The following is a 21,235-nucleotide window of genomic DNA, read 5'->3' on the forward strand; positions in this document are numbered from 1 at the left end:
CGCACTGGTCTTGCCAGACCCTGTCGCCCACTGACTTGATCGCGCTCGTCGGCTCGGCTCAGTGGCTGTGCCCGTGCACGAACCAGATTCCCTCGAAGTATTCAGTGCCCACGTTGCGGAGGGTGTGGGCGATGCGCGAATCGAACCCGAGAGACTCGCCCTCGCGCAGCACGAAGATCTCACCACCGATGGTGATCTCGACCTCGCCGGCCAGCACGTACCCATACTCGTAGCCCTCGTGCTGCTGCACGCTGCCCCCGTCGCTCGACGACGCACCCGGAGCATACGTGACCTTCATGAAGTTCACGGCCTTCTCGGGAGTAGCCGCCAGGCGCTCCCACACGACTCCAGCCGCCATGTCGAGGTGTGGCCGATGCGATGGATGCTCGACCGAGATGCGGTTCGCGTATTCCGACGGGCGCCACGCCGTCGTTGGGTCGGCTCCCGAAGCCACGAACGACGTCCCCACAGGTTGAGCCTCTGAAATCGAGACCCCGTTCTCCGTGCCGAAGAACTCATCGACAGAGACGTTCAGCAACTGGGCGAGCACGTACAACGTCGCCACAGAAGGCTGGGACTTGTCATTCTCGATCTGTGAGATGAACGACGCCGACACATTCGCCTGCCGTGCGAGCTCTCGCAGTGACATTCCCGTCGACAGACGCAGATCACGCATTCGGGAGCCTAGATTGTCCACGGCAGACCGTACCCCTCTGTGCGCTGGTGCTCAATGCGGGCGTGGCGCCGCATAAGGTGTAGTGCCACTGTACGGCCCGAAAGATGATCCAAGCCGCCCGTTCGACAAATATACACAGAACGGTGGCTCCGATGTCGTAGTGTTAAGTGTTACCAAACACTTCGACCATACACAGGGGTATGAGATGAGTATCAGCGCAGGCCACCACGTTGGCATCATTGTCAAGAATCTCGACCGATCGATCTACTTCTATCACGACCTCCTCGGCTTCGAATTCGACAACGAGCCGAGTCCGTGGTTCGAAGGAGACGAACTTTCACGCGGTGTGGGCGTGCCAGATGCCCGACTGCGCCAGGTCTGCCTGCGCGCTCCCGACGGCCTCATCGTCGAACTGATCGAATACGGCAATCGCCCGGCCGACAACGATCGACCGATCCAACAGAACTATCTCGGTGCGATGCATCTGGCCTTTCGTGTCGACGATGCGAAATCGGCCCGCGCTGAGCTCGAGAAAAAGGGTGTCGAGTTCCTCTCCGAGGTCAACGTCGTCGACGAGGGCGTTCTCGCCGGCTGGCGCTGGGTCTACCTGCATGATCCCGACGGCATCCCTCTTGAGCTTGTCGAGGTCGCCTACGTGAACCGCGAAGAACGCACAGCCGGCATTGCCGAGTACCTTGCTACACGGCCGCCGCTCGAGTCAGTGATCTGATCACCGACGGGCCGAACAACCACCACCACCCCCCGAAACACCGACGAAAGAAATCGAACATGGCACAGACCGACCCCTCCGACTCCAGCCCGGGGCGCGCACTCATCGTGGGTGCCACCGGCATCATCGGCCAGACGGCCGGCCGCCAGCTCGCCGACCTCGGTTGGCAGACCTTCGGCCTCTCACGAAGCGGTGCCCTCGCCGTACCGGGAGTCACCTCCATCGCCGCCGATCTACTCGACCCCGATGCACTGTCTGCCGCGCTGGCAGGCACGAAGCCTGACATCGTCTTCATCACGGCCTGGATGCGCAACGAGACGGAGGCGGAGAACATCCGGGTCAACAGCGCCATGGTGCGCAACGTCCTCGCCGCGCTCGAACAAGAGCACTCGGTGCGCCACGTCGCCCTGTTGACCGGACTGAAGCACTACCTCGGGCCGTTCGACAACTACGCAACCGGCGTGATGGCCGACACCCCTTTCCACGAGGACGAACCTCGTCTCGACTCTCCGAACTTCTACTACGCCCAGGAAGACGAGTTGTTCGCGTCGGCGGAGAAGAACGGCTTCACGTGGAGCGTGCACCGCGCCCACACGGTTTTCGGTTACGCCGTCGGCAACGCAATGAACATGGTGTTGACACTCTCTGTGTACGCCACGCTCTGCAAAGAGCTGGGCCTTGTCTTCACCTTCCCCGGCTCCGAGACGCAATGGAACGGGGTGACCGACGTCACTGATGCCGATCTGCTGGGCGAGCAACTCATCTGGGCGAGCACCCACGCCGAGGGCCAGAACGAGGCATTCAACATCGCGAACGGCGACGTCTTCCGCTGGCGCTGGCTGTGGCCCCGCCTCGCCCGCATCTTCGGCGTCGAGTGGGCGGGTTTCGAAGGCAGCCCCCGGCCGCTGACCGACCAGATGGCGGGAATGGAGGACACCTGGAAGGGCATCGCAGCGAAATACGACCTGGTCGAACCAGACCTCACCAAGCTCGCCTCATGGTGGCACAGCGATGGTGACCTCGGTCGCAACATCGAATGCCTCACCGACATGGGCAAGAGCCGCACAGCCGGGTTCCTGAACTTTCGCGTCACCCCAGACAGCTTCGTCGACAAGCTCGAGCGCTACCGGGCAGCGCGCATCCTGCCCTGATCCCCACCCTCCCGAGCACGAAGAAGCCCCCGCGACCGGATGATCGCGGGGGCTTCTTCGTTGACCCTACTCGGGCAGCGAACCCGAGAACTGGATGTGGGCCTTGATGGTCGTCGCGGGGTGGTGTGCAGCATCCAGAGCATCGAGAGCCTCGTCGACGGCGAACTGCTGGGTGACGAGCGGGCTCAGGTCGATGCCGGTCTGAGCGAGGAACCGGAGAGTCTCCGGCCAGACCCCCGGCGAGCCGATCGAGCCGGTGATGCGCAGTTCTTTCGATTGGATCAGGCCCAGTTTCGCCGGCGCCTCACGCCCGACGTCGATGCCGATGTAGGCCACCCGTCCACGGAAGGCGGCAAGTTCGAGAGCGCGAGCCATGACGTCGGGTCGTCCGCTGGCCTCGACGACCACGTCGGCACCTCTCCCTCCCGAACGGAGTGCGAGTTCAGCCTCGATCTCGTCGGGGCCGACGGCGGCGACCGCACCGAGGGCACGAGCTGCGCGCTGGCGTTCGGGCGACGGCTCGACCACGATCGTGAGTGCCCCCAGAGCCGATGCAGCAGCCGTCACCGCGAGTCCGATGGGGCCGGCGCCGAGCACGACAAGTACGTCACTGGCGTTCACGTTTCCGACTCGCATGAGCCCGGCGTAGGCGACGCTGAACGGCTCGACGAGCGCCCCGTTGGTGTACGTGATTCCGTCGGGCAGGTGATGCAGCCACGCCGGTTTGGCCACGAAGAACTCGGCCGCGGCCCCGCTGATGGAGAATCCGAAATGGTCATCTCCGATGACGCACTCACCCACGACGCGGTCACCGACAGCGAACTGCGTGACCTTCGAGCCCACGCGCGCCACTTCGCCCGACCACTCGTGCCCCGGAATGATCGGGTACGAGAACGGGATGATGTACCGGCCTTCGAGTAGGTCGATGTCCGAGTGGCAGACGCCGACCGAGCGTGCCGCGACGAGCACTTCATCGTCGGCTATCTCGGGAACTGCCAGTTCCGAGACCGTCGGTTCGTTCTGTGCCACATACTGCAATGCCTTCATTGGATGCCCTTCTGATGTTCCAGCGACGTGAATTCGACAGCGCCGAGTGGTCAGCGCGAATCCGTGATCGGGTGTTGCTTGGTCAGCGAACGCTGTCAGCGCGCGTTGACCAGAACCTTGACCTGGTCACCGGTGGGCGAAAGAAGCGTCTCGAAACCCTTGGCGACGATGTCATCCATCGAGATCTGGGCGCTCACGACCTTCTCGACCGGGTAGCGGCCACGTGAGATGAGGTCGATGATGCGCGGCCAGTCGGTCACGGGGTAGCACCAGGTGCCCGAGAGCGTGATGTCGTGCTCCGAGAGCACCATCGGGTCGATTGCGGCAGCCCTGGTGTGCAATCCGGTCTGGGAGATACGACCCGCTGAACGTACTGCGGCGATCGCCGTCTGCAGGGCCCGCTCGTTGCCTGAGCACTCGATGACCGCATCGGCACCGATGCCGTCGGTGTGGTCCTTCAACCACGCGGCGACGTCGACCTTCGAGGGGTCGAGAACCTCGCCCACGTCGAGGCTCCTCGCGAGCGCGGCGCGGGTCGGATTCAGCTCCGAGATGAAGATGTTCGCACCGATCGATGAGGCATACAGGGCGGCGAGCGCCCCGATCGGGCCGGCCCCGGTGATCAGCACAGTGTCACCTGCACGCACCTGCGCTGTGTCGACCCCGTAGGCGGCGACAGCACCCGGTTCAACCAGTGCCCCCTGCAGTTCGGTCATCGAATCAGGCAGAATGCTGACGTGCGTCGCGGGCACGACGGCCAGTTCAGCGATGCCTCCCGACTGGTAGCTGAGGCCGACACAGGCCATAGACCGGCACAGGTGGTTGAGACCGCGGCGGCAGTAGTAGCACTGGCCGCAGTAGAGCAGCGGCATCACCGAGACGCGCTGGCCAACGGTGACATTCGTCACTCCGGCGCCCAGCTCGACGACTTCGGCCGAGAATTCGTGACCGAGGACCTGAGGGGCCGTGGCACCCGTGAGGGCGTGCGGGCTCGACGGAATCACGATCGGTCCCATGGCGTACTCGTGCAGGTCGGTACCGCAGATGCCGCACCAGTAGGGGCGCAGCAGAACCTCCCCAGCCAGGGGCCGCGGTGTGCCGACCTCTTCGACGCGGATGTCGTGTGCGCCGTGGAATACTGCTGCCTTCATCGCTTTGTCACCGTTCGTTCTGTTCGTTCGTCGTTGTTGTTGTTGTGGCATTTGCCAGTGAGTGCTCCGCTGCACGGAGCGTCGGGTCGAACAGCACCTTGCCGTCGAGCTTGCCGGTCGCGAGACGCTCGAGCTGGCCGGCGAGGTCGGCGAGCGGAAGAACGCCTTCGAGCAGCTCGGGGCCCAGGTTCGTCGCCGACAGTATGTCGAGCGCCGGCCCGAGGTCTTCTCCGCAGACATGCGCGAGCGTGGTTCGCACGGTGATCTCACGCATGACCAGCGCGTGAATGTCGACCGACTGCTCAGACGAAGGCAAGCCCACCTGCAGAATCGTGCCTCCGTTGCGCACGAGTGAGATCGCATGATTGAGCTGGCCGGGTGCCCCGCTCGCCTCGATGACGACGTCAGCACCGCGCAGACCGACTGCGTCGAGAACGGATGCCCGGGCATCCGGCCCCGCAGCGACCACTCGTGTCGCGCCGAGCCTCAGCGCCCGGTCGAGCCGGGGGCCTTCGAAGTCGATCACCGTCACGTCGACCTGGGCGAGCGAGGTGACGCCGGCGAGCACGAACGACCCGATGGCTCCGGCACCGATGATGACCACCGTGTCGCCGTCGGCGGCGCCCGAACGCCGAGCAGCGTGCAGGCCAACCGCGAGCGGCTGGGCGAGCCCTGCCAGGTCGAGTGAGAGCCCGGCGGGGAGCGCAACGAGTGCTCGCTCGGGGCACGAGACGTACTCCGCCATGCCTCCATCGACGTTCAGCCCCAGCGTGTAGTAGTTCAGGCAGAGGTTCGTGCGACCCTCGAGACACCGGGCGCACGTGCCGCATGAGATGCCCGCCCCACTCGCAACGAGGTCGCCGACCGTGAACCGACTGCCGTCACCGGTCTCGACGATCTCGCCGACGAACTCGTGGCCGAGAATCATCGGTCCGCTGTGGTGGCTCACCGGGTGCTCGTGGCCGATCGGAAAGATGATCGGACCAGCCTTCCACTCTGTTGCATCGGTGCCGCACATGCCGCTGCGCAGCACCTTGATGAGGGCCTCGCCCTCCCGGCGCTCCGGCACCGGAACCTCTGCCAGACGAACGTCGTGGTCGCCGTAGTAGACAGCCGCCCTCACGATCCGGCTCCTTCCGCCTGCATCGACTAGACCGCCTCGCCGCGACCGGCGGCCGTGTTCAGGTGCGACTGCGAGTTGCGCAGCAGCGGCAGGGCACCCCCGACACTGTAGTATCGCTGGCCCGCCACAAGCAGGTCTTCGGCGGGGAACTTGGTGATGACCTCACACCCGGTCGCCGTGACGACGAGCTCCTCCTCGATGCGGGCCGCGCCGATGCCGTCGGCCGACGGCCAGTAGGTCTCGAGCGCGAAGACCATGCCTTCGACGAGGGTCTCCGGATGATCGAGCGAGACGAGCCTCGAGAAGATCGGCTTCTCCCAGATCGACAGGCCGACCCCGTGGCCGTACTGCAGCGCGAAAGCGGCCTCCTCGTCGGGGAATCCGAACTCCTGCGCTGTCGGCCAGACCCGCACGATGTCGGCCGTGGTCGCGCCGGGTCGCACCAGCGCGATCGCCTTGTCCATGTATTCTCGCGCGATCTTGTAGGCGTCATGCTGGGCACTGCTCGCCGAACCGACCGCGAAGGTGCGGTAGTAGCACGTGCGGTACCCCTGGTAGCTGTGAAGAATGTCGAAGAAAGCCGGGTCGCCGGGCCGGATCAGCCGGTCTGAGTAGACATGCGGGTGCGGCGAGCACCGCTCGCCCGAGATCGCGTTGACACCCTCCACGTATTCGGAGCCGAGGTCGTACAGCACCTTCGAGACCAGCCCGACGGCCTCGTTCTCCCGCACGCCCGGGCGCAGGAATTCGTAGAGCGATTCGTACGCGGCATCCACCATCGATGCCGCCTGGCTCAGCAGCGCGATCTCGTCGCCCGTCTTGACGGTCCGTGCCCGCAGGAAGACCTGCTGGCCGTCGACCACTGTGATGCCCTCCTTCTGCAGGGCGAAGAGAATGGGCAGCTCGATGACATCCACTCCGAGCGGCTCATTCTGCAGGCCGAACTTCTCGAGTTCACGCTTGATCTTCTTTGCCACGCCTTCAGCGATCTCGGCGTCGGGGCTGAAGGCGCCGCGCAGGGTCGAGATCCCTGCGCGTGCACCCGACTCGAGCCGGGGTTTCACGGCTCCGTGGTGGGGTGCGTGGGGGTCTGCGTCAGCCTCTGCGGTAGTCGTCGACAGCCAGGGATTGTAGAGCTGGTGGTGTTTGGCGGCAGACCCGAAATCCCACACGATGGGGTCACTGTTTCGCGTCAGAAGCGAGAAACGAATCAGCTTGTCCATCGCCCAGGTGCCGATGTGCGTCGCCGACATGTACCGGATGTTCGAGAAGTCGAACGCGAGCACCGCACCGAGGTCTGAGCTCTGAAGCTCGGCTTTGAGCTTCGCGAGCCGCTGGGTGCGCAGACGGTCGAAGTTGATGCGGTCTTCCCAGTCGACGGCATTGGTGCCGAAGGTTGCTGTGGTCATGATGTGATTCCCTTCAGGAATACAAGTGTCTGAGGTGAAGCCGTGCAGCCGTGCAGCGATCAGCCGGAGATCATGCCGCTGCCTTGCGTCTGCGGGAGCGCGCAACCGAGTACACGATCGCCGCGATGAGGATGAGGAGGCCCTGGAAGACGTACTGGAAGACGCTGCCGAGCCCCAGCACGGTCGTCGCATTGAGTACCTGGGTGAGCAGGATGGCCCCGAGCAGCGAGCCGATGAAGGTGCCACGCCCGCCCAGCAGGCTGGTTCCGCCGAGTACCACGGCGGTGATGCTGGTGAGGGTGTAGCTCGACCCGGCGGCGGGGTCGCCGATGCCGATCTGCGTCATCAGGATGATCGCACCGAGAAACACGAAGAGCGAGGTCAGAACGTAGCCGAGAATCACCGTGCGGTTGACCGGGACGCCGACGCTGCGTGCCGACTCCTCGTTCGAGCCGACCGCCCGCAGGTTCCACCCCCAGCGGCGCTTGCGCAGCAGGTACTCGGCGAGAAGGGCGATCGCCACCAGAACGATGAAGACCACCGGGATCGGCCCGACAGACGTTGAGAGATTCGCGGTGAAGTCGGTGTTGATGTAGCCACCCTGCGTGTCACGCAACAGGAAGGCGAACCCGCCGAGGGCGATGTAGAGCGTCAGGGTCGCGGCAATGGGGGTGAACCTGAGGTAGCGGATCAGTACCGCGTTGACGAGGCCCACCGTTGCCGCTGTTGCGATCATCAGAAGGAGACCGAGGCCGATCGTCGCAGCAGATGCGCCGTCATTGACGAAGAACGAGGCAATGACGACCAGAAAGCCGGCCAGGGGCCCGACCGAGAGGTCGATGCCGCCGAGAAGCAGCGGAATGGTCTGACCCAGGGCAATCGCCCCCAGGCCGCAGGCCGTCATGAGCATCGAGAAGATGTTGAAGCTCCCCAGGTACTGGGGGTTCTGCGTCAACACGTAAGCGCCCAGAACGACGATCACCGCGACAAGGAGCGCCGACGGGGCGTAGTCGCCCTGGAGAAAACGACGGAACCCCGTCGACCGCGCCTTGCCCGTGCCGTCGATGTCGAGCTGAATGGTGTGGGTGGTCGAGCTCACCGCAGCCATGACGATGGCCTCTTCGGTGACCTCGTCTCCCGAGAGGGTGCTGACAAGGTGACCACGCGACATCACGATGACCCGGTCGCAGAGGCCCTCGAGCTCTTTGGCGTCAGACGAGGCGATGATCACCGGGATGCCGTTGGCCGAAGCCTCCCGCAGAATACGGTAGATCTCCACGCGTGCACCGACGTCGACGCCCTGGGTCGGCTCGTCGGCGATGAGAAGCACCGGATCGGACAGCAGGGCGCGGGCGATCACGACCTTCTGCTGGTTTCCCCCGGAGAGAGCGCCGACCGGTGCATCCAGCGACGGCGCCTTGACCGACAGTTCGGTGAGCGACTCTGTCACGGCGTCGAGTTCCCTGCTCCGGCTGAGAAGGTAGGTCGACCTGAACTTCTTCAGCGCCGAGATTGCTGCGTTCTCGCGAACGTTCAGCGACATCATCAGACCTTCACGATGACGGTCGGCCGGCATGAAGGCCGCGCGATGCAGCAGTTCACGGGGCGTGTACGCCGTGCCACCGATCGTCACCGAGCCGTCGAAGCTCTCAAGCCCGGCGAGCGCACGAAGCAGCTCGCTCTGGCCGTTGCCGACGACGCCGGCCACGCCGATGATCTCGCCGCGGCGGCCGGCGATACTGACGTCAGCAAACCCCGGGCCGGAGATTCCGGCGACATCGAAGTTGAGCTGGGCATCCGTCGGCAGGTCGATCTTTGCCGGAAAGGTCGATTCGAGCGTGCGGCCCACGATGAGGGCCAGCAGTGCATCGTCGGTGATCTCGTCGACGATCGCAGTGCCACGCACCTTGCCGTCGCGCAACACGGTCACGCGATCGGCGAGTTCGCGTACCTCTGCGAGGCGGTGCGTGATGTATACCACCGAGGTGCCGGCGGCCACCGCTTCACGAACTCGCCCGAAGAGCAGGTCGACGGCTTCGCGCCCGAGCGGCGCAGTCGGTTCGTCGAGGATCAGCAGTGACGGCTTGCGCGCAAAGGCCTTGGCGATCTCGAGCAGGTGCTTCTGCGCAAGAGTGAGGGTCTCGACGCGGTCTTTCAGGTGCACGTGCAGGCCGACCCCGGTGAGAAGCGACTGGGCAACGTCGTCGGAATCGCCCTGGCCAGAGAACACGGAGCTCGGCAGTGCGACCCGCAGGTTCTCTTCGACGGTCATGTCCCCGAGCACCGCGGGGTGCTGGTGCACGATCGCCACACCGAGGCTGCCTGCGAGGGTCGGGGTGAGGCTGTCGTAGACCTGCCCGCCCATAGTGATCGAACCAGAACTCGGGGGCGTCTGGCCCGACGCGATGTTCATCAGAGTGGACTTGCCGGCACCGTTCTCACCAAGGATCGCGTGCACCTCGCCGGGGCGGATCTCGACGGATACCTCGGTCAGCGCTGCGACGCCGGCGTAGTACTTCGAGATTCCGGACATCGCCAGAGTGGCGGGGCGCGTCGGGGTTTCGGTTTCCTGGAAGGTGTTCACGGTTCGCCTTTGAAATGTCGTGGGTGGGAGGACAGTCGGGCCGGTCGCTCAGAGGCGACCGGCCCGACCGAGGGCAATCGATCAGTGTGGCGCTGGTGCGCTACTTTCCGAGAGTCGCCTGCTGGGCTCCGGGCATCTGGGCCGAGAGGTAGACGTCTCCAGGAAGGGACTTGTCGCACTGCACGCCGTGCGGTTGCTGGCTGACCGAGTCTTCGAAGATCGGGCCCTTGAACGAGGTGTCCGTCGGAATCTCGCCACCGGTTGCCTTGGCCACCGCGTAGTCGACTGCCAGGCGAACGTTGTCGTTACCGGTGGCCACCGTCATCAGCTTGAAGTCGGGGTTTGCGGCGTGGTTGTCTTCCCAGAAGCAGCTCAGCGAGTTGCCGTCAGACGTGGCCAGGGCCGGGATCGAGCGGCCACTCTGCGGGAACAGAGGCAACGAGCTGACGAGGGTCGGGCCGAAGTCAGAGACGATCACATCGATCTTCGGGTACTTGGCGATGTCTGCCGTCAGCAACTGCTGCGTCAGGGTCGGGTCCCAGTTGGTGGCCTGGAACGGGGTCTCACCAATGAACGAGTACGAGCTGCCGAGCGCCGAGGACATGGCGTTGTACTCGTCTGTGCTCTGGCTGTTTCCGGCCGGGCCGCCGAGGAACAGGATGTTGCCGCCGGCGGGTACGTTCTTCTGAATCCAGTTCGCCCAGTTCTTACCGTCGGTCGCGAAGTCGTCGCCGATCCATGTGTCGAAGTTCACACCCGCTTTTCCACCCGGGTCGACACGGTACGGCACCGTGACGACACCGGCCGTGTATGCAGCGGTGAGAGCGGGCAGAACTGCCTTGCCTGCATCCGGGAACACGACCATCGCGTTGACGCCGCTGGCTACCATTCCCTTGATGTCCGAGCTGGCCTTCTCGGTCGAGCCCTGGCCGTCGGCGTAGGTGAACTTCGTCACGCTCGGGCACTTCGAGGCCTCATCTTTACCCGAAGCCGTCGTCACGAGGCGCCAGCTGTTGCCGCCGAACCCGTCGAGCAGAGCGAACGAGATGGGCTTGGTGCCGCACCACGAGGGTGCGCCTTCGACGTGAGTGACTGCGCCAGCCGCGGCGCTGCTGCCGCCGGCCGCTGAGCCGCCCGCGGTTCCGCATCCAGTCAGGATGAGGGCCGCTGCCGCAGCCAGGGCGGCAACGGATGCAAATTTGGTGCGAGGTTTCATTTCTTCCTCCAATGTGGGCGTGACGCCTCTGTCACGCTCCGGTCCGACGACCGAAGTTCTGTTAGATCGCGCCTGCGGTCGCAGGTGCGTGGGTAGTGCGTGCGAAACGGGCGAAGACGGCTCTCCAGTTGACGGTGTACAGCGAGACGCCAACGCCGAGCGCTGCCGCCTGAACAAGGGTCTGGATGGCCGTGGAGACGCCGAGCGTGATGACGAACTGGGTGAGCTGCTGTAGAAAGACCGCCGCGACGACGGTGGCGAGCGGAAAGCCTCGGCCGCCGAGGAGCGAGGTGCCCCCGAGTACCACGACCGCGACCGACGGAAGGAGGAACTTGTCGCCTTCGAAGGCCGAGGGTTGCGCGGTGATGCCGGCGATCATGACCCCGGCCAGGCAGTAGAGCAACTGCGCCCAGACATAGGCCAGCGTGCGGTGACTGCGCACCCGCAAGCCGATCGCACGGCCGGCTTCGGGGTTCGCGCCGACCGCCTCGAATCGGCGGCCCGCCACCGTCTTCTTCACCAGCAGCGAGACGAGGAGCAGCACGCCGATGGCGAAGAAGACCGAATTGGGAATACCGAAGGTCTGCCCGCCCGAAATCGTCTGCATCAGTTTGGTCGTGATGCGGGGCCTGCCGCCCGAGATGGCGAGGTCAGCTCCGTACAGCAGCGCGTTGGTACCGAGCGTCGCGATGATCGGGTTCAGACCGAGACTGCCGATCATGAGCCCGTTGGCGAGACCGGCCAGCACGGCGAACATCGCTGCGAGCGCGATCGCCGGAATCAGCAGAGCATCGTTGCCGTCGGGATTGTGGGTGACGATCACTGCGGTGAGCGAGATCATGCCCGGCACCGAAAGGTCGATACCGCCCTGCTGCACCACGAGCATCTGGCCAAGACCCGCGACCGCGAGCACGCAGGCGATCGGCAGCATTCCCGAGAGGGAGGTACCCGAGATGCTCGACGGGGCAACCAGTCCACTGATCACGAACAGGAGCACCGTGGCACTGCCGACTGTGATCAGACCTTTCGACACGGTGAACCGTGCGCTCGTCAGTCGTGGTGCGTCGCGCGTCATTGCGTCAGCCATGATTTCTCCTGGGTTGCCACTCGCATACTGCGGTGTCCGAGTGGATGTTCACTGTCACTTTACAAAGTCTCTGTTGCGTTCACAAGCACCGAACGCAAATAGACGGGCCGAATCGATGAGAATCCGCTCATCATGCGGCGGTGGGGGCCAGAACCGCCGTCAAGAGCGTAGCGTTCTCGGGTTGTTCCTTCAGTTCGCCCGCCTCGATGCGGCGCGCGACCTCGACGGTCACGGTGTTCGCAGTGGTGTCGACCCCGTAGCGGCGGCCGAGCTCAACCACGAGCCCATTGATCTCGTGTACTTCGCTGCGCCTGCCCTTGATCCAGTCCTGCAACACCGTGGTCTTCGTGTCGGGAAGGGAGTAGCGCTCGAGCACTGCATTCAGAAGCGAGTTGCCGTAGCTGTGTGAGTCCCTCAGATCGAGATCCTGAAGGCCGAAGATGGGCACGAGTTCGATGCCGGAGGCGACGGCCACGTCGGCGGCTTCGCGGCAGACCTGGAGCATGAACTCGTGCATGCGCGGAACGTCGACGACGGCGGCCAGGGGCATTCCGAGGATGGCCGACGGCACCAGCTCGCCCGCATTCACGATCAGTTTGCCCCACTTGGCCGCGCGCACCTTCTCGTACACCTGCACGGTGCCTGCGTGGCCGAGGACGTCGGCCACCTCCTGCTCCCTGCCCCGGGCCGAATAATCGTAGGCACCCAGCGCGAACCACGAACCACTCGGCGGGGTCTGGCGATTGACGATACCCGGTTCGTACATGTTTCCGGCCACCTCGATGACCGCCCCGATGGTTCGCTCCGGGCCCATGACGTCAGCGATGTCGTCGAGCGACATGCCGTTCTGCAGGCCGACCACGAGGCCGTCAGGAGCGACCAGCGGCTTGATCAACTCGCACGCCCACCGGGTGTCGTAGGCCTTCACCAGCACGAAGACGATGTCGAAGAGTTGCCGTTGCTGCGCAACCTCATAGAGGTGGATCGCCGTGACCGGCGTGACGACTGTCTCGGCGGGCATCTGCACGCGTATTCCATTCGCCCGCATCGCTTCGACATGGGCCGGCCACTGCTCGATGAAAGTCACGTCGAGACCAGCTCGGGTGAGGTCGGCTGCGATGGCGGCACCGTTCGCACCGGTTCCGACAAAGGCGATTCTCTTGGGGGGCATGCGCGTACTCCTGTGTACTCGATGAAGGGCTGCACGGCACCCTGTCTCGCCGGAGAGAACCGCGAATCCGACTGTATACCAGCGATGCACAGATGTTAAGCTCAACTGCACACCGTTATCAAATCGTGCACGCGTAGATTGTCGAATCGGCGCGAACGCCGAGCATCATCCCTCTTCGAAAGGCATCCTCATGGCAGACATCGCATTCGTCGGACTCGGCACCATGGGATCAGTCATGGCGAAGAGGCTCATCGATGCGGGCCACACCGTGCACGTGTGGAACCGCTCGTCCGCCGCCGTCGACGAGCTCGTCGCACAGGGCGCGGTGGCCGCGGCATCCGTCGGCGAAGCCTTCGCAACCGGCACCGTGATCTCGATCCTGGCGAACGATTCCGCGGCAGAGAGCGTGTTCAGTGAGAATGTTCTCGCTGCCGCGCCACCGGATGCCCTGCACATCAATATGGCGACGGTGAGCGTCGACGCCGCCGACCGTCTCGCCGAGCGGCACGCGAGCGCTTCGGTGGCCTATGTCGCAGCGCCTGTACTGGGGCGACCTCCTGTCGCAGCAGCAGGGCAACTCAACATCGTCGCCGGCGGCCCTGAGAACGACATCGACCGTGCTGCACCCTACCTCGATGTGCTCGGCAAGAAGACGTGGCGCGTGGGGGGCCGGCCGAGCACGGCGAACCTGGTGAAGATCGGGGTCAACTACAACCTCATCCACACCCTGCAGGCGCTGGGCGAATCGATCAACCTCGTCGAGCGCGGTGGGGTCGACGGCCAGACCTTCGTCGACATTCTCACCGACGCGGCCTACACCGGAAGCGCCTACACCGGGTATGGCCGGGCCATTGCAGCGCGCGACTACAATCCGTCGTTCACCGTCGCGCTCGGGCTCAAAGATCTCAAGCTCACCGAGCAGGCGGCCGCAGGCAATGGGGCGTCGCTGCCGACCGCAGCGGTGCTGCACGAACTCTTCGATGCAGCCCTCGCCGACCCTGCGATCGCTGACCGCGACTGGTCGGCGATCGCCGAGATCACGCGCGGCCGCTCGGCCTGACGCGGCCAATACGCATCGAGCCAGCGCCGGCACGGGGTCAGACCGTGCCGGCCGCTTCGGTACTCGCGCACCTCGCCGAGCTAGATGAGAATGCTCAACGGGTTCTCGATGCGCCGAACGAACGCTGCGAGCCACTGCGCCGCGAGCGCACCATCGAGTACACGGTGGTCGGCCGACATCGTGACCGTCATCACCGTGGCAACAGCGAGCTCCCCGTCGACGACGACCGGCATGGGCCGAGCCCGGCCCACCGCCAGAATCGCCGACTGGGGCGGGTTGATGATGGCAGAGAACTCTGTCACACCGTACATGCCGAGGTTCGACACCGCGAAGCTGCCTCCCTCGAGTTCGTGCTGTTTCAGTCGCCCGGCGCGGGCGCGCTCGGCGAGCTCGACGACCGTTCGCGAGACCTCGCTGAGCGCCATCTTCTCGACCGACCTCAACACCGGCGTGACCAGCCCGCCGTCGATCGAAACGGCGACCGACATGTCGACAGTGGAGTAACGCCGAATGGCGTTCTCCCCCCACGTCGCGTTGGCTTCTGGCACGTCGGTGAACGCTGCTGCGGCAGCCTTCAGCACGAAGTCATTGACCGAGATCTTCACGGGCGAGGTTTGGTTCACCCGTGCGCGCAGCTCGAGCAGGGCATCCACGGTGCAATCGGCGACGAGGTAGAAGTGCGGCACCGTGGACTTGCTCTCGGTGAGGCGCCTGGCGATGGCCCGGCGCATGCCGGTGTGCGCGATCTCCTCGTACTCCCCGGTCGGTGCGGCTGAGGCCGGGGTCGGAAGAGCAGCGGGAGCAGCCACCGCAGCAGCCGGAGCGGCCGGCGCGGCCACGGCAACCGGAACCGCAACGGCAACGGCTGCCTGTTCGCCAACAAGCTCGGGCGTCGGCACAGCGGCGACCTCCGTCGCGGCGAGACTGTCGATGTCGCGTCGCACGATGCGCCCTCCGGGCCCAGAACCTGCGACCTGCGAGAGGTCGAGACCGCGTTCCCTGGCCAGGCGCCGAACGATGGGGCTCACGAAGAGGCGGCCTCCAGCGCTGCCGTGGCTCGCTGCGGGTTGAGAGGCCTCATCGTCTGGGCCGACCTTTGCCACAGCATCCGGAGCTGACGGCGGCAACTCCGTCGGCAGGCCCTCGAGCGCTGGCGCCTCGACCTCTGGAGCGGTCTCGGGCTCGGGAGGTTCCGCCGCGGTGGTGCCAGCGGGCGCAGAGGTCCCTGAGGCCGCAGATGCCGGGGCTGCGGGTGCCGGGGTCGCGGCCTGCTCCCCCGCCTCACCTACGACGGCGATCGGCTCCCCGACAGCGATCGTGTCGCCTTCAGCGACAAGCAGCTCGAGCACGGTGCCGCCGGTCTCGGCCGCGTACTCCACAACGGCCTTCTCGGTCTCGACCTCGGCGAGCGGCGACCCCACAGCGATCTGGTCGCCCAGTTTCACGAGCCAGGTCTGAATCGACGCCTCGCTCGTATTGGCCAGGACCTCCGGCATGCGGATGATCGTCGACATCAGTTCGCTCCCATTCCGCGTCGAACTCGCTCGAGGCCTTCGACGACTTCTTCGGTGCGCGCGATGGCCGCACGCTCCAGCACACGCGAGATGCTCGGGCTCGCCTCGCCACCGGTGACCCGCTCGATCGGCTGGTCGAGGTAGTCGAAGAACCGCCGCTGCAGCTCGTCGGCGAGCCACCCGCCGTACGACGTGCCCTGCGCACCCTGCTCAACGATCAGCACCGCGTTCGTCTTGCGGATGCTCTGCCCGAGGGTCTCCCAGTCGATGGATGCCCGGTCGAGCCAGCGCAGATCGATGACTTCAGCGTCGATCCCGGTCAGCTCGACCGCCTCGAGCGAATGGCGAACCATCGAGAGGTAGCTGATCACCGTCACGTCGTTGCCCTCACGGCGCACACCAGCCTTGCCGAAGGGCAGCTGGTAGTCGAGATCTCCGGCGGGGATCTCGTCGAGCTGCGAGTAGAGGTCGACGTGTTCGATGACGAGCACGGGGTCCTGCAGCGCCAGGGCAGCGTTCATCAGCCCGATGTAGTCGGCCGCCGTCGAAGGGGCGACGATACGCCAGCCTGGGCTGGTGGCGAAGATGCCGGCCGGGTCCATGAGGTGCTGCGAGCCGTAGCCCGAACCCATCGCGATCTTGGTGCGCAAGACCAGGGGCACCGGGTTCACTCCGCCGAACATGTGACGGGCCTTGCCGATCTGGTTGAAGACCTGGTCGGCGGCAACCCACATGAAGTCGGGGTACATGAACTCGACCACGGGCCGGTAGCGGCCGTCGAGGGCCATGCCCCCGCCGAGTCCAGCGAAGGCGTTCTCCGAGATGGGGGTGCCGAGTACCCGGTCGTCGAACTCCTTCTTCAGGTTCTTGGTCGCGCCGTTCGTCCCCCCGGCGAGCTTGTGCACATCTTCTCCGAGCACAACGATCCGGTCGTCCTGCTCCATCCTCCGGCGCATCACGCCCGAGACGGCGTCGACGAATTTCGAGGTCACGAGTTCACCGGTGTAGTCGAGAGGGTCGAGGGTCCGGGCATCCGCCAGCTCACTGGTGTCGCCTCGTACACCCACGTTCACGAAGTCGGTGTCGGGCCAGAGTTCAGGCCTGATGCGTCGTTTGCCCTGCGCCTCCGGGTCGGCCTCGACGAGTTCGGCGACGGCCTTCTTCATGGCGGCCTGGGCCTGGGCACGGACGCTTGCCACTCCGGCCGAGTCGATCTGGCCGAGCGCGATCATCTCCTTCGCAACACGCTCGAGCGGGTCGCGCGCGCGCCAGGTCGCCTCTTCGTCTTTGGAGCGATACCCGAAGGCACTGCCCGGGTACGGCCCGTTCTGGTGGAAGAAGCGGTAGACCTCGGCCTCGATCACGGTGGGGCCCCCGCCCGAACGCATGATCTGCTCGGCCATCTGGGTGACCAGGTGAACAGCCAGCGGGTCCATGCCGTCGACGCGGAACGACGGGATGCCGAAGCCGAGCCCCCGCGCCGAGAGTCGCGGCTCACCGGTCGACTCGGCGACGCTCGTCGAGACCGCATACCCGTTGTTCTCGATGAAGAAGGCGAACGGCAGCTTCCACGCCGAGGCGAGGTTCATCGTTTCGAGCACCGAGCCGATGTTCACGGCGCCGTCCCCGAAGTAGCTGATGGTCACGTCGGTGGTCTTTGCGTGTTTCTGGGCCCAGGCATTGCCGGCACCGAGCGGCACACCGCCGCCCACGATTGCATTGGTGCCGAGCGCGCCCGCCTCGAACCACTGCAGGTGCATCGAGCCCCCGCGGCCCGCACAGTACCCCTGCGCCAAGCCGAGAATCTCGGCGAGCGTCTTCTGCAGTACGGTCTGCACCGGCTCTGTCACGAGGTCAGCCAGATCGAACGATGAGCCGGTGACGTGCGTGAGTGCCTTCGCCAGAAACTGGTGGTGACCCCGGTGAGAACCGTTGATCGCATCAGTCGAGCGCAGACCGACGATCGAGCCGACGGCACCGCCTTCCTGGCCGATGCTCGAGTGGGCTGGCCCGTGTACCAGGCTCTCGCCGGCGAGTTCGAGCACGGTCTCCTCGAACGCACGAATGAGATGCAGTTCGGCCAGCATGGCGGCCAGAAGCTGTGGGTCGGCGGCCTTCCAGTCGGCTGCCGTGGTGGTGACCTGAATCCATGGCTGTGCTGGATCCAATCGGCGCTGTTTGGGCATCGTCCCTCTCTCCATTGACGGGGTCTGCGGGCACTCGGCGCCGCAGTACTGAAAGAATACGCACAGATTGAATCCAATTACAACGCGAATTAGACAAATCGCTGGCGAAACGTCCTCATTTCGGCAAAGATGGATCCAACCACCGACAAAGGAGTCCCGAATGGCACTGCCCGGCCTGCGCGGCACCGAGCACATCGGTTTCACCGTTCCCGACCTCGACGAAGCCGACCGCTTCTTCGTCGACATCCTCGGCGCCGAGCGCGTCTACTCCCTCGGCCCGTTCGCGCACGAACAGGGCAACTGGATGCTCGAACACATGAACGTTCATCCACGCACCGTCATGCGCCGGCTCACCTTCTACCGGGTCGGCACGGGCGTGAACTTCGAGGTGTTCGAATACGAAGCGGCCGACGGCGCCCTTCCGCAGCCGAGCAACAGTGACATCGGCGGCCACCACCTGGCGTTCTACGTCGACGACCTCGATGCCGCTGTAGCCTACCTGCGCGTTAACGGGATTCGCGTGCTCGGCGATCCGACCGCCTCTCGCAATGCGAGCGAAGGGCAGAGATGGGTGTATTTTCTGAGCCCATGGGGTATGCAGTTCGAGCTCGTAAGCTACCCGAACGGCAAGGCCTACGAACGCGACTCCCCCGTCGTGCTCTGGCACCCGGCCCGCCCGGCCGAATAACCCTCCACTCTTCATCGACCCCGATCACCGAAAGACGCACCGATGCCCGCAGTCGCACGTGATGGAATCGCGAGCTCACGCATTGCCGGGTCGCTGCGCGAAGCCATTCTGCGCGGTGAGATCGCCCCGGGCGAGCGCATTCGCCAGGAACAGATCGCAGCAGACCACGACGCGAGTCGCCTGCCGGTGCGCGAGGCGTTACGGATGCTCGAATCAGAGGGCCTCGTCACCCTGGTCGCCAACACCGGGGCCTGGGTCTCGCACCTGAGCCTCGCCGAGTGCGACGAGCTGTACCAGATGCGCGAGCGCATCGAGCCGCTGCTGCTCGGGTACAGCATCCCGAATCTCGAGGAGAAGACGATCGCGCACCTCGATGCGCTCGCCTCCGAGATGGAGGCCACCCACGACGTCTCGCGGTTTCTCATGCTCGACCGCGAGTTCCACCTCGCCAGCTATTCGGGCGCCTCGACCCTGATGCTCGGTGACACCGTGAGCCGGCTGTGGAACATGACCCAGCACTACCGACGCGCGTACTCGATGCGGCTCGATCGCGACAGCAACCGCATCGTGCACGACGAGCACCACATGATCGTGCGAGCGATCGAACTGCGCGATACCGATGACGCGGGGCGCGTGCTGCTCGGCCACATTCGCCGCACACGGCTCGAGCTCGCCCGGCACCCCGAGATCTTCGAGCTCGACTGAACAGACGAACGGGCATCCGAGCTCTCTGCCTTACCCCATGACCGAACAGCCAACACCGTCAGCCAGATAAGAGGAACACCATGGCCATCGCAACAATCAACCCCACAACCGGCGTGACCGAGCAGACCTTCGAGCCGCACGATGCCGCGGAGATCGAGAGGCGCATCGCCCTCGCTGACGCCGCGTATCGCGCACTTCGCCTCACCTCTTTCGCCCAGCGAGCCGAATGGATGCGCGCCGCAGCCGATCTCATCGAGCAGGAGGTCGACGACGTCGCCCGGCTGCTCACGCTCGAGATGGGCAAGCCGCTCGCGCAGGCGAAGGGCGAGACGCTGAAGTGCGCCAAGAACATGCGGTTCTATGCCGACCACGCCGAGGGCTTTCTCGCCTACGAGGCGCTCGAGAACCCGTCCGCGGTCAACGCCTCCCAGGCCGGCGCGCGGTACGAGCCGCTCGGTGTCGTGCTCGCCGTGATGCCGTGGAACTACCCGCTCTGGCAGGTCGTTCGCTTCGCCGCACCCGCCCTGATGGCCGGCAACACCGGTCTGCTCAAGCACGCCTCGAATGTTCCGCAGTCGGCGCTCTACCTCGGCTCGCTCTTCGAACGCGCCGGCTTTCCCGATGGTTCGTTCGCCACACTGCTGATCGGTTCGGCAGAGGTTGAGGCCGTGCTCGACGACTGGCGCGTCAAAGCCGTGACCCTCACCGGCTCGGAGCCCGCCGGGCGTTCGGTCGCCTCCATCGCCGGCCGCAACATCAAGAAGGCCGTGCTCGAACTCGGCGGCTCCGACCCGTTCATCGTGATGCCGAGCGCAGACCTGGAGAAGGCCGTCGCCACTGCCGTGACCGCGCGCACCCAGAACAATGGGCAGTCCTGCATCGCCGCCAAGCGGTTCATCGTGCACACCGACGTCTACGACGCCTTCACCCGGCTCTTCACCGAGCAGATGGCTGCCCTCGTGATCGGTGATCCGTTCGACGCGGCCACCCAGGTAGGGCCTCTCGCCACCAAGTCGGGGCGCGACGATCTCGCCGAACTCGTCGAGGATGCGAGGATGCACGGGGCGAGCATCCTCGCCGGTGGCACCACCCCCGACGGCGCGGGCTGGTTCTACCCGCCGACCGTCATCGCCGACCTGCACGACGGCATGCGGCTCGTGCTCGAGGAGGCGTTCGGGCCCGTCGCGACGCTCTACCGTGCAGACACCCGCGAAGAGGCCGCGCGCATCGCCAACCAGACCACCTTCGGGCTGAGCTCGGCGCTGTGGACGACCGACGCCGACGACGAGCAGTTCTTCGTCGACGAGCTCGACGCGGGCGCTGTGTTCATCAACGGCATGACCGTCTCGTACCCCGAGCTACCGTTCGGCGGCATCAAGGACTCGGGCTACGGTCGCGAACTGGCGGCGGCGGGCATCCGCGAGTTCTGCAACCTGAAGACGGTCTGGAAGGCGTAGCTGTGAGTGGGTCTCATTCTCTGCGGAGGGCGTGAGATTCGAACTCACGAGACGTTTCCGCCCACCAGTTTTCAAGACTGGCTCCATCGGCCACTCGGACAGCCCTCCATGCCCGCGGCGTCAGACGCCAACAGACAGGAGTCGATCCTACCCGACGGGGGTGCAACCGCACGAACGCGAGCGCTGCCCGACTGCCAGGCACCCCTGTGCGAGCAGAAAAACGCCCAAGAAAGTGCTTATGGGTTATTAGTCGCCCGCGAACAGTTGGTGCGCGCCGAAC

17 protein-coding genes and 1 tRNA gene are annotated in these 21,235 nt (G+C 65.2%); 6 read left to right on the forward strand and 12 right to left on the reverse strand.

What is annotated here, in order from left to right:
- Positions 1–58: 58 nt before the first annotated feature.
- Entirely contained in the window at positions 59–676 is a 618-nt protein-coding gene (locus KPL76_RS03820) for a cupin domain-containing protein (protein ID WP_216335195.1), read from the reverse strand.
- Between the two features lie 205 nt (positions 677–881).
- On the opposite strand from KPL76_RS03820, the gene KPL76_RS03825 reads away from it, so the two are divergent.
- Both KPL76_RS03825 and KPL76_RS03830 read left to right on the forward strand, forming a co-directional pair.
- A complete protein-coding gene (locus tag KPL76_RS03825; protein WP_216335196.1) occupies positions 882–1,406 on the forward strand; it encodes a VOC family protein in 525 nt (174 codons plus the stop codon).
- A 59-nt stretch (positions 1,407–1,465) separates the two neighbouring features.
- Positions 1,466–2,557, forward strand: coding sequence for an SDR family oxidoreductase (locus tag KPL76_RS03830; protein ID WP_216335197.1), 1,092 nt, complete (start codon positions 1,466–1,468; stop codon positions 2,555–2,557).
- Between the two features lie 66 nt (positions 2,558–2,623).
- On the opposite strand, the gene KPL76_RS03835 is transcribed toward KPL76_RS03830, so the two are convergent.
- From KPL76_RS03835 to KPL76_RS03870, 8 genes are all read right to left on the reverse strand, one after another.
- Positions 2,624–3,604, reverse strand: coding sequence for a zinc-binding dehydrogenase (locus KPL76_RS03835; RefSeq protein ID WP_216335198.1), 981 nt, complete (start codon positions 3,602–3,604; stop codon positions 2,624–2,626).
- A gap of 95 nt (positions 3,605–3,699) precedes the next feature.
- Positions 3,700–4,755 (reverse strand): 2,3-butanediol dehydrogenase, encoded by a 1,056-nt coding sequence (locus KPL76_RS03840; RefSeq protein ID WP_216335199.1) that lies wholly within the window; start codon positions 4,753–4,755, stop codon positions 3,700–3,702.
- Positions 4,756–4,762: 7 nt separating this feature from the next.
- Positions 4,763–5,878 (reverse strand): zinc-binding dehydrogenase, encoded by a 1,116-nt coding sequence (locus tag KPL76_RS03845; protein ID WP_216335200.1) that lies wholly within the window; start codon positions 5,876–5,878, stop codon positions 4,763–4,765.
- Positions 5,879–5,904: 26 nt separating this feature from the next.
- A complete protein-coding gene (locus KPL76_RS03850) occupies positions 5,905–7,287 on the reverse strand; it encodes a Xaa-Pro peptidase family protein (protein ID WP_216335201.1) in 1,383 nt (460 codons plus the stop codon).
- A gap of 70 nt (positions 7,288–7,357) precedes the next feature.
- Positions 7,358–9,871 carry an ATP-binding cassette domain-containing protein gene (locus KPL76_RS03855; RefSeq protein ID WP_253202157.1) on the reverse strand — a complete coding sequence of 838 codons (2,514 nt, stop codon included), beginning with the start codon at positions 9,869–9,871 and terminating at the stop codon, positions 7,358–7,360.
- Positions 9,872–9,971: 100 nt separating this feature from the next.
- A complete protein-coding gene (locus KPL76_RS03860) occupies positions 9,972–11,087 on the reverse strand; it encodes a substrate-binding domain-containing protein (protein WP_216335202.1) in 1,116 nt (371 codons plus the stop codon).
- Between the two features lie 61 nt (positions 11,088–11,148).
- Entirely contained in the window at positions 11,149–12,174 is a 1,026-nt protein-coding gene (locus KPL76_RS03865) for an ABC transporter permease (RefSeq protein WP_253202158.1), read from the reverse strand.
- Positions 12,175–12,304: 130 nt separating this feature from the next.
- The gene (locus KPL76_RS03870; RefSeq protein ID WP_216335203.1) at positions 12,305–13,345 is read right to left on the reverse strand and encodes a ketopantoate reductase family protein; all 1,041 of its coding nucleotides are present in this window, start codon (positions 13,343–13,345) and stop codon (positions 12,305–12,307) included.
- Between the two features lie 145 nt (positions 13,346–13,490).
- Here KPL76_RS03870 and KPL76_RS03875 point away from each other — a divergent pair, with 145 nt between their 5' ends.
- A complete protein-coding gene (locus KPL76_RS03875) occupies positions 13,491–14,405 on the forward strand; it encodes an NAD(P)-dependent oxidoreductase (RefSeq protein ID WP_256438739.1) in 915 nt (304 codons plus the stop codon).
- 80 nt (positions 14,406–14,485) lie between these two features.
- Here KPL76_RS03875 and KPL76_RS03880 read toward each other — a convergent pair whose 3' ends face one another.
- Together KPL76_RS03880 and KPL76_RS03885 are read right to left on the reverse strand one after the other, a co-directional pair.
- Positions 14,486–15,919, reverse strand: a complete 1,434-nt coding sequence (locus KPL76_RS03880) for a dihydrolipoamide acetyltransferase family protein (protein ID WP_216335205.1) — start codon at positions 15,917–15,919, stop codon at positions 14,486–14,488.
- Positions 15,919–18,105: a thiamine pyrophosphate-dependent enzyme gene (locus KPL76_RS03885; protein ID WP_216335206.1), complete on the reverse strand. Its 2,187-nt coding sequence runs from the start codon at positions 18,103–18,105 to the stop codon at positions 15,919–15,921. The genes KPL76_RS03880 and KPL76_RS03885 overlap by 1 nt, the downstream gene beginning before the upstream one ends.
- 160 nt (positions 18,106–18,265) lie before the next feature.
- Here KPL76_RS03885 and KPL76_RS03890 point away from each other — a divergent pair, with 160 nt between their 5' ends.
- The 3 genes from KPL76_RS03890 to KPL76_RS03900 all read left to right on the forward strand — a co-directional run bounded on the left by KPL76_RS03890 (position 18,266) and on the right by KPL76_RS03900 (position 20,955).
- A complete protein-coding gene (locus KPL76_RS03890; RefSeq protein WP_216335207.1) occupies positions 18,266–18,793 on the forward strand; it encodes a VOC family protein in 528 nt (175 codons plus the stop codon).
- Between the two features lie 42 nt (positions 18,794–18,835).
- Positions 18,836–19,498 carry a GntR family transcriptional regulator gene (locus KPL76_RS03895; protein ID WP_216335208.1) on the forward strand — a complete coding sequence of 221 codons (663 nt, stop codon included), beginning with the start codon at positions 18,836–18,838 and terminating at the stop codon, positions 19,496–19,498.
- Positions 19,499–19,578: 80 nt separating this feature from the next.
- The gene (locus KPL76_RS03900) at positions 19,579–20,955 is read left to right on the forward strand and encodes an NADP-dependent succinic semialdehyde dehydrogenase (RefSeq protein ID WP_216335209.1); all 1,377 of its coding nucleotides are present in this window, start codon (positions 19,579–19,581) and stop codon (positions 20,953–20,955) included.
- A 23-nt stretch (positions 20,956–20,978) separates the two neighbouring features.
- Here KPL76_RS03900 and KPL76_RS03905 read toward each other — a convergent pair.
- A tRNA-Ser gene (locus KPL76_RS03905) sits at positions 20,979–21,063 on the reverse strand.
- Positions 21,064–21,235: the final 172 nt, after the last annotated feature.

Origin of the sequence: Subtercola sp. PAMC28395 (assembly GCF_018889995.1) — a bacterium.
Taxonomy (GTDB): Bacteria; Actinomycetota; Actinomycetes; order Actinomycetales; family Microbacteriaceae; genus Subtercola.

Coding starts and splice junctions, on each gene's coding strand:
- KPL76_RS03885 (WP_216335206.1), bottom strand. CDS start 18,105: ATGCCCAAACAGCGCCGATTGGATCCAGCACAGCCATGGATTCAGGTC.
- KPL76_RS03830 (WP_216335197.1), top strand. CDS start 1,466: ATGGCACAGACCGACCCCTCCGACTCCAGCCCGGGGCGCGCACTCATC.
- KPL76_RS03895 (WP_216335208.1), top strand. CDS start 18,836: ATGCCCGCAGTCGCACGTGATGGAATCGCGAGCTCACGCATTGCCGGG.
- KPL76_RS03835 (WP_216335198.1), bottom strand. CDS start 3,604: ATGAAGGCATTGCAGTATGTGGCACAGAACGAACCGACGGTCTCGGAA.
- KPL76_RS03900 (WP_216335209.1), top strand. CDS start 19,579: ATGGCCATCGCAACAATCAACCCCACAACCGGCGTGACCGAGCAGACC.
- KPL76_RS03850 (WP_216335201.1), bottom strand. CDS start 7,287: ATGACCACAGCAACCTTCGGCACCAATGCCGTCGACTGGGAAGACCGC.
- KPL76_RS03890 (WP_216335207.1), top strand. CDS start 18,266: ATGGCACTGCCCGGCCTGCGCGGCACCGAGCACATCGGTTTCACCGTT.
- KPL76_RS03840 (WP_216335199.1), bottom strand. CDS start 4,755: ATGAAGGCAGCAGTATTCCACGGCGCACACGACATCCGCGTCGAAGAG.
- KPL76_RS03860 (WP_216335202.1), bottom strand. CDS start 11,087: ATGAAACCTCGCACCAAATTTGCATCCGTTGCCGCCCTGGCTGCGGCA.
- KPL76_RS03880 (WP_216335205.1), bottom strand. CDS start 15,919: ATGTCGACGATCATCCGCATGCCGGAGGTCCTGGCCAATACGAGCGAG.
- KPL76_RS03825 (WP_216335196.1), top strand. CDS start 882: ATGAGTATCAGCGCAGGCCACCACGTTGGCATCATTGTCAAGAATCTC.
- KPL76_RS03870 (WP_216335203.1), bottom strand. CDS start 13,345: ATGCCCCCCAAGAGAATCGCCTTTGTCGGAACCGGTGCGAACGGTGCC.
- KPL76_RS03865 (WP_253202158.1), bottom strand. CDS start 12,174: ATGGCTGACGCAATGACGCGCGACGCACCACGACTGACGAGCGCACGG.
- KPL76_RS03820 (WP_216335195.1), bottom strand. CDS start 676: ATGCGTGATCTGCGTCTGTCGACGGGAATGTCACTGCGAGAGCTCGCA.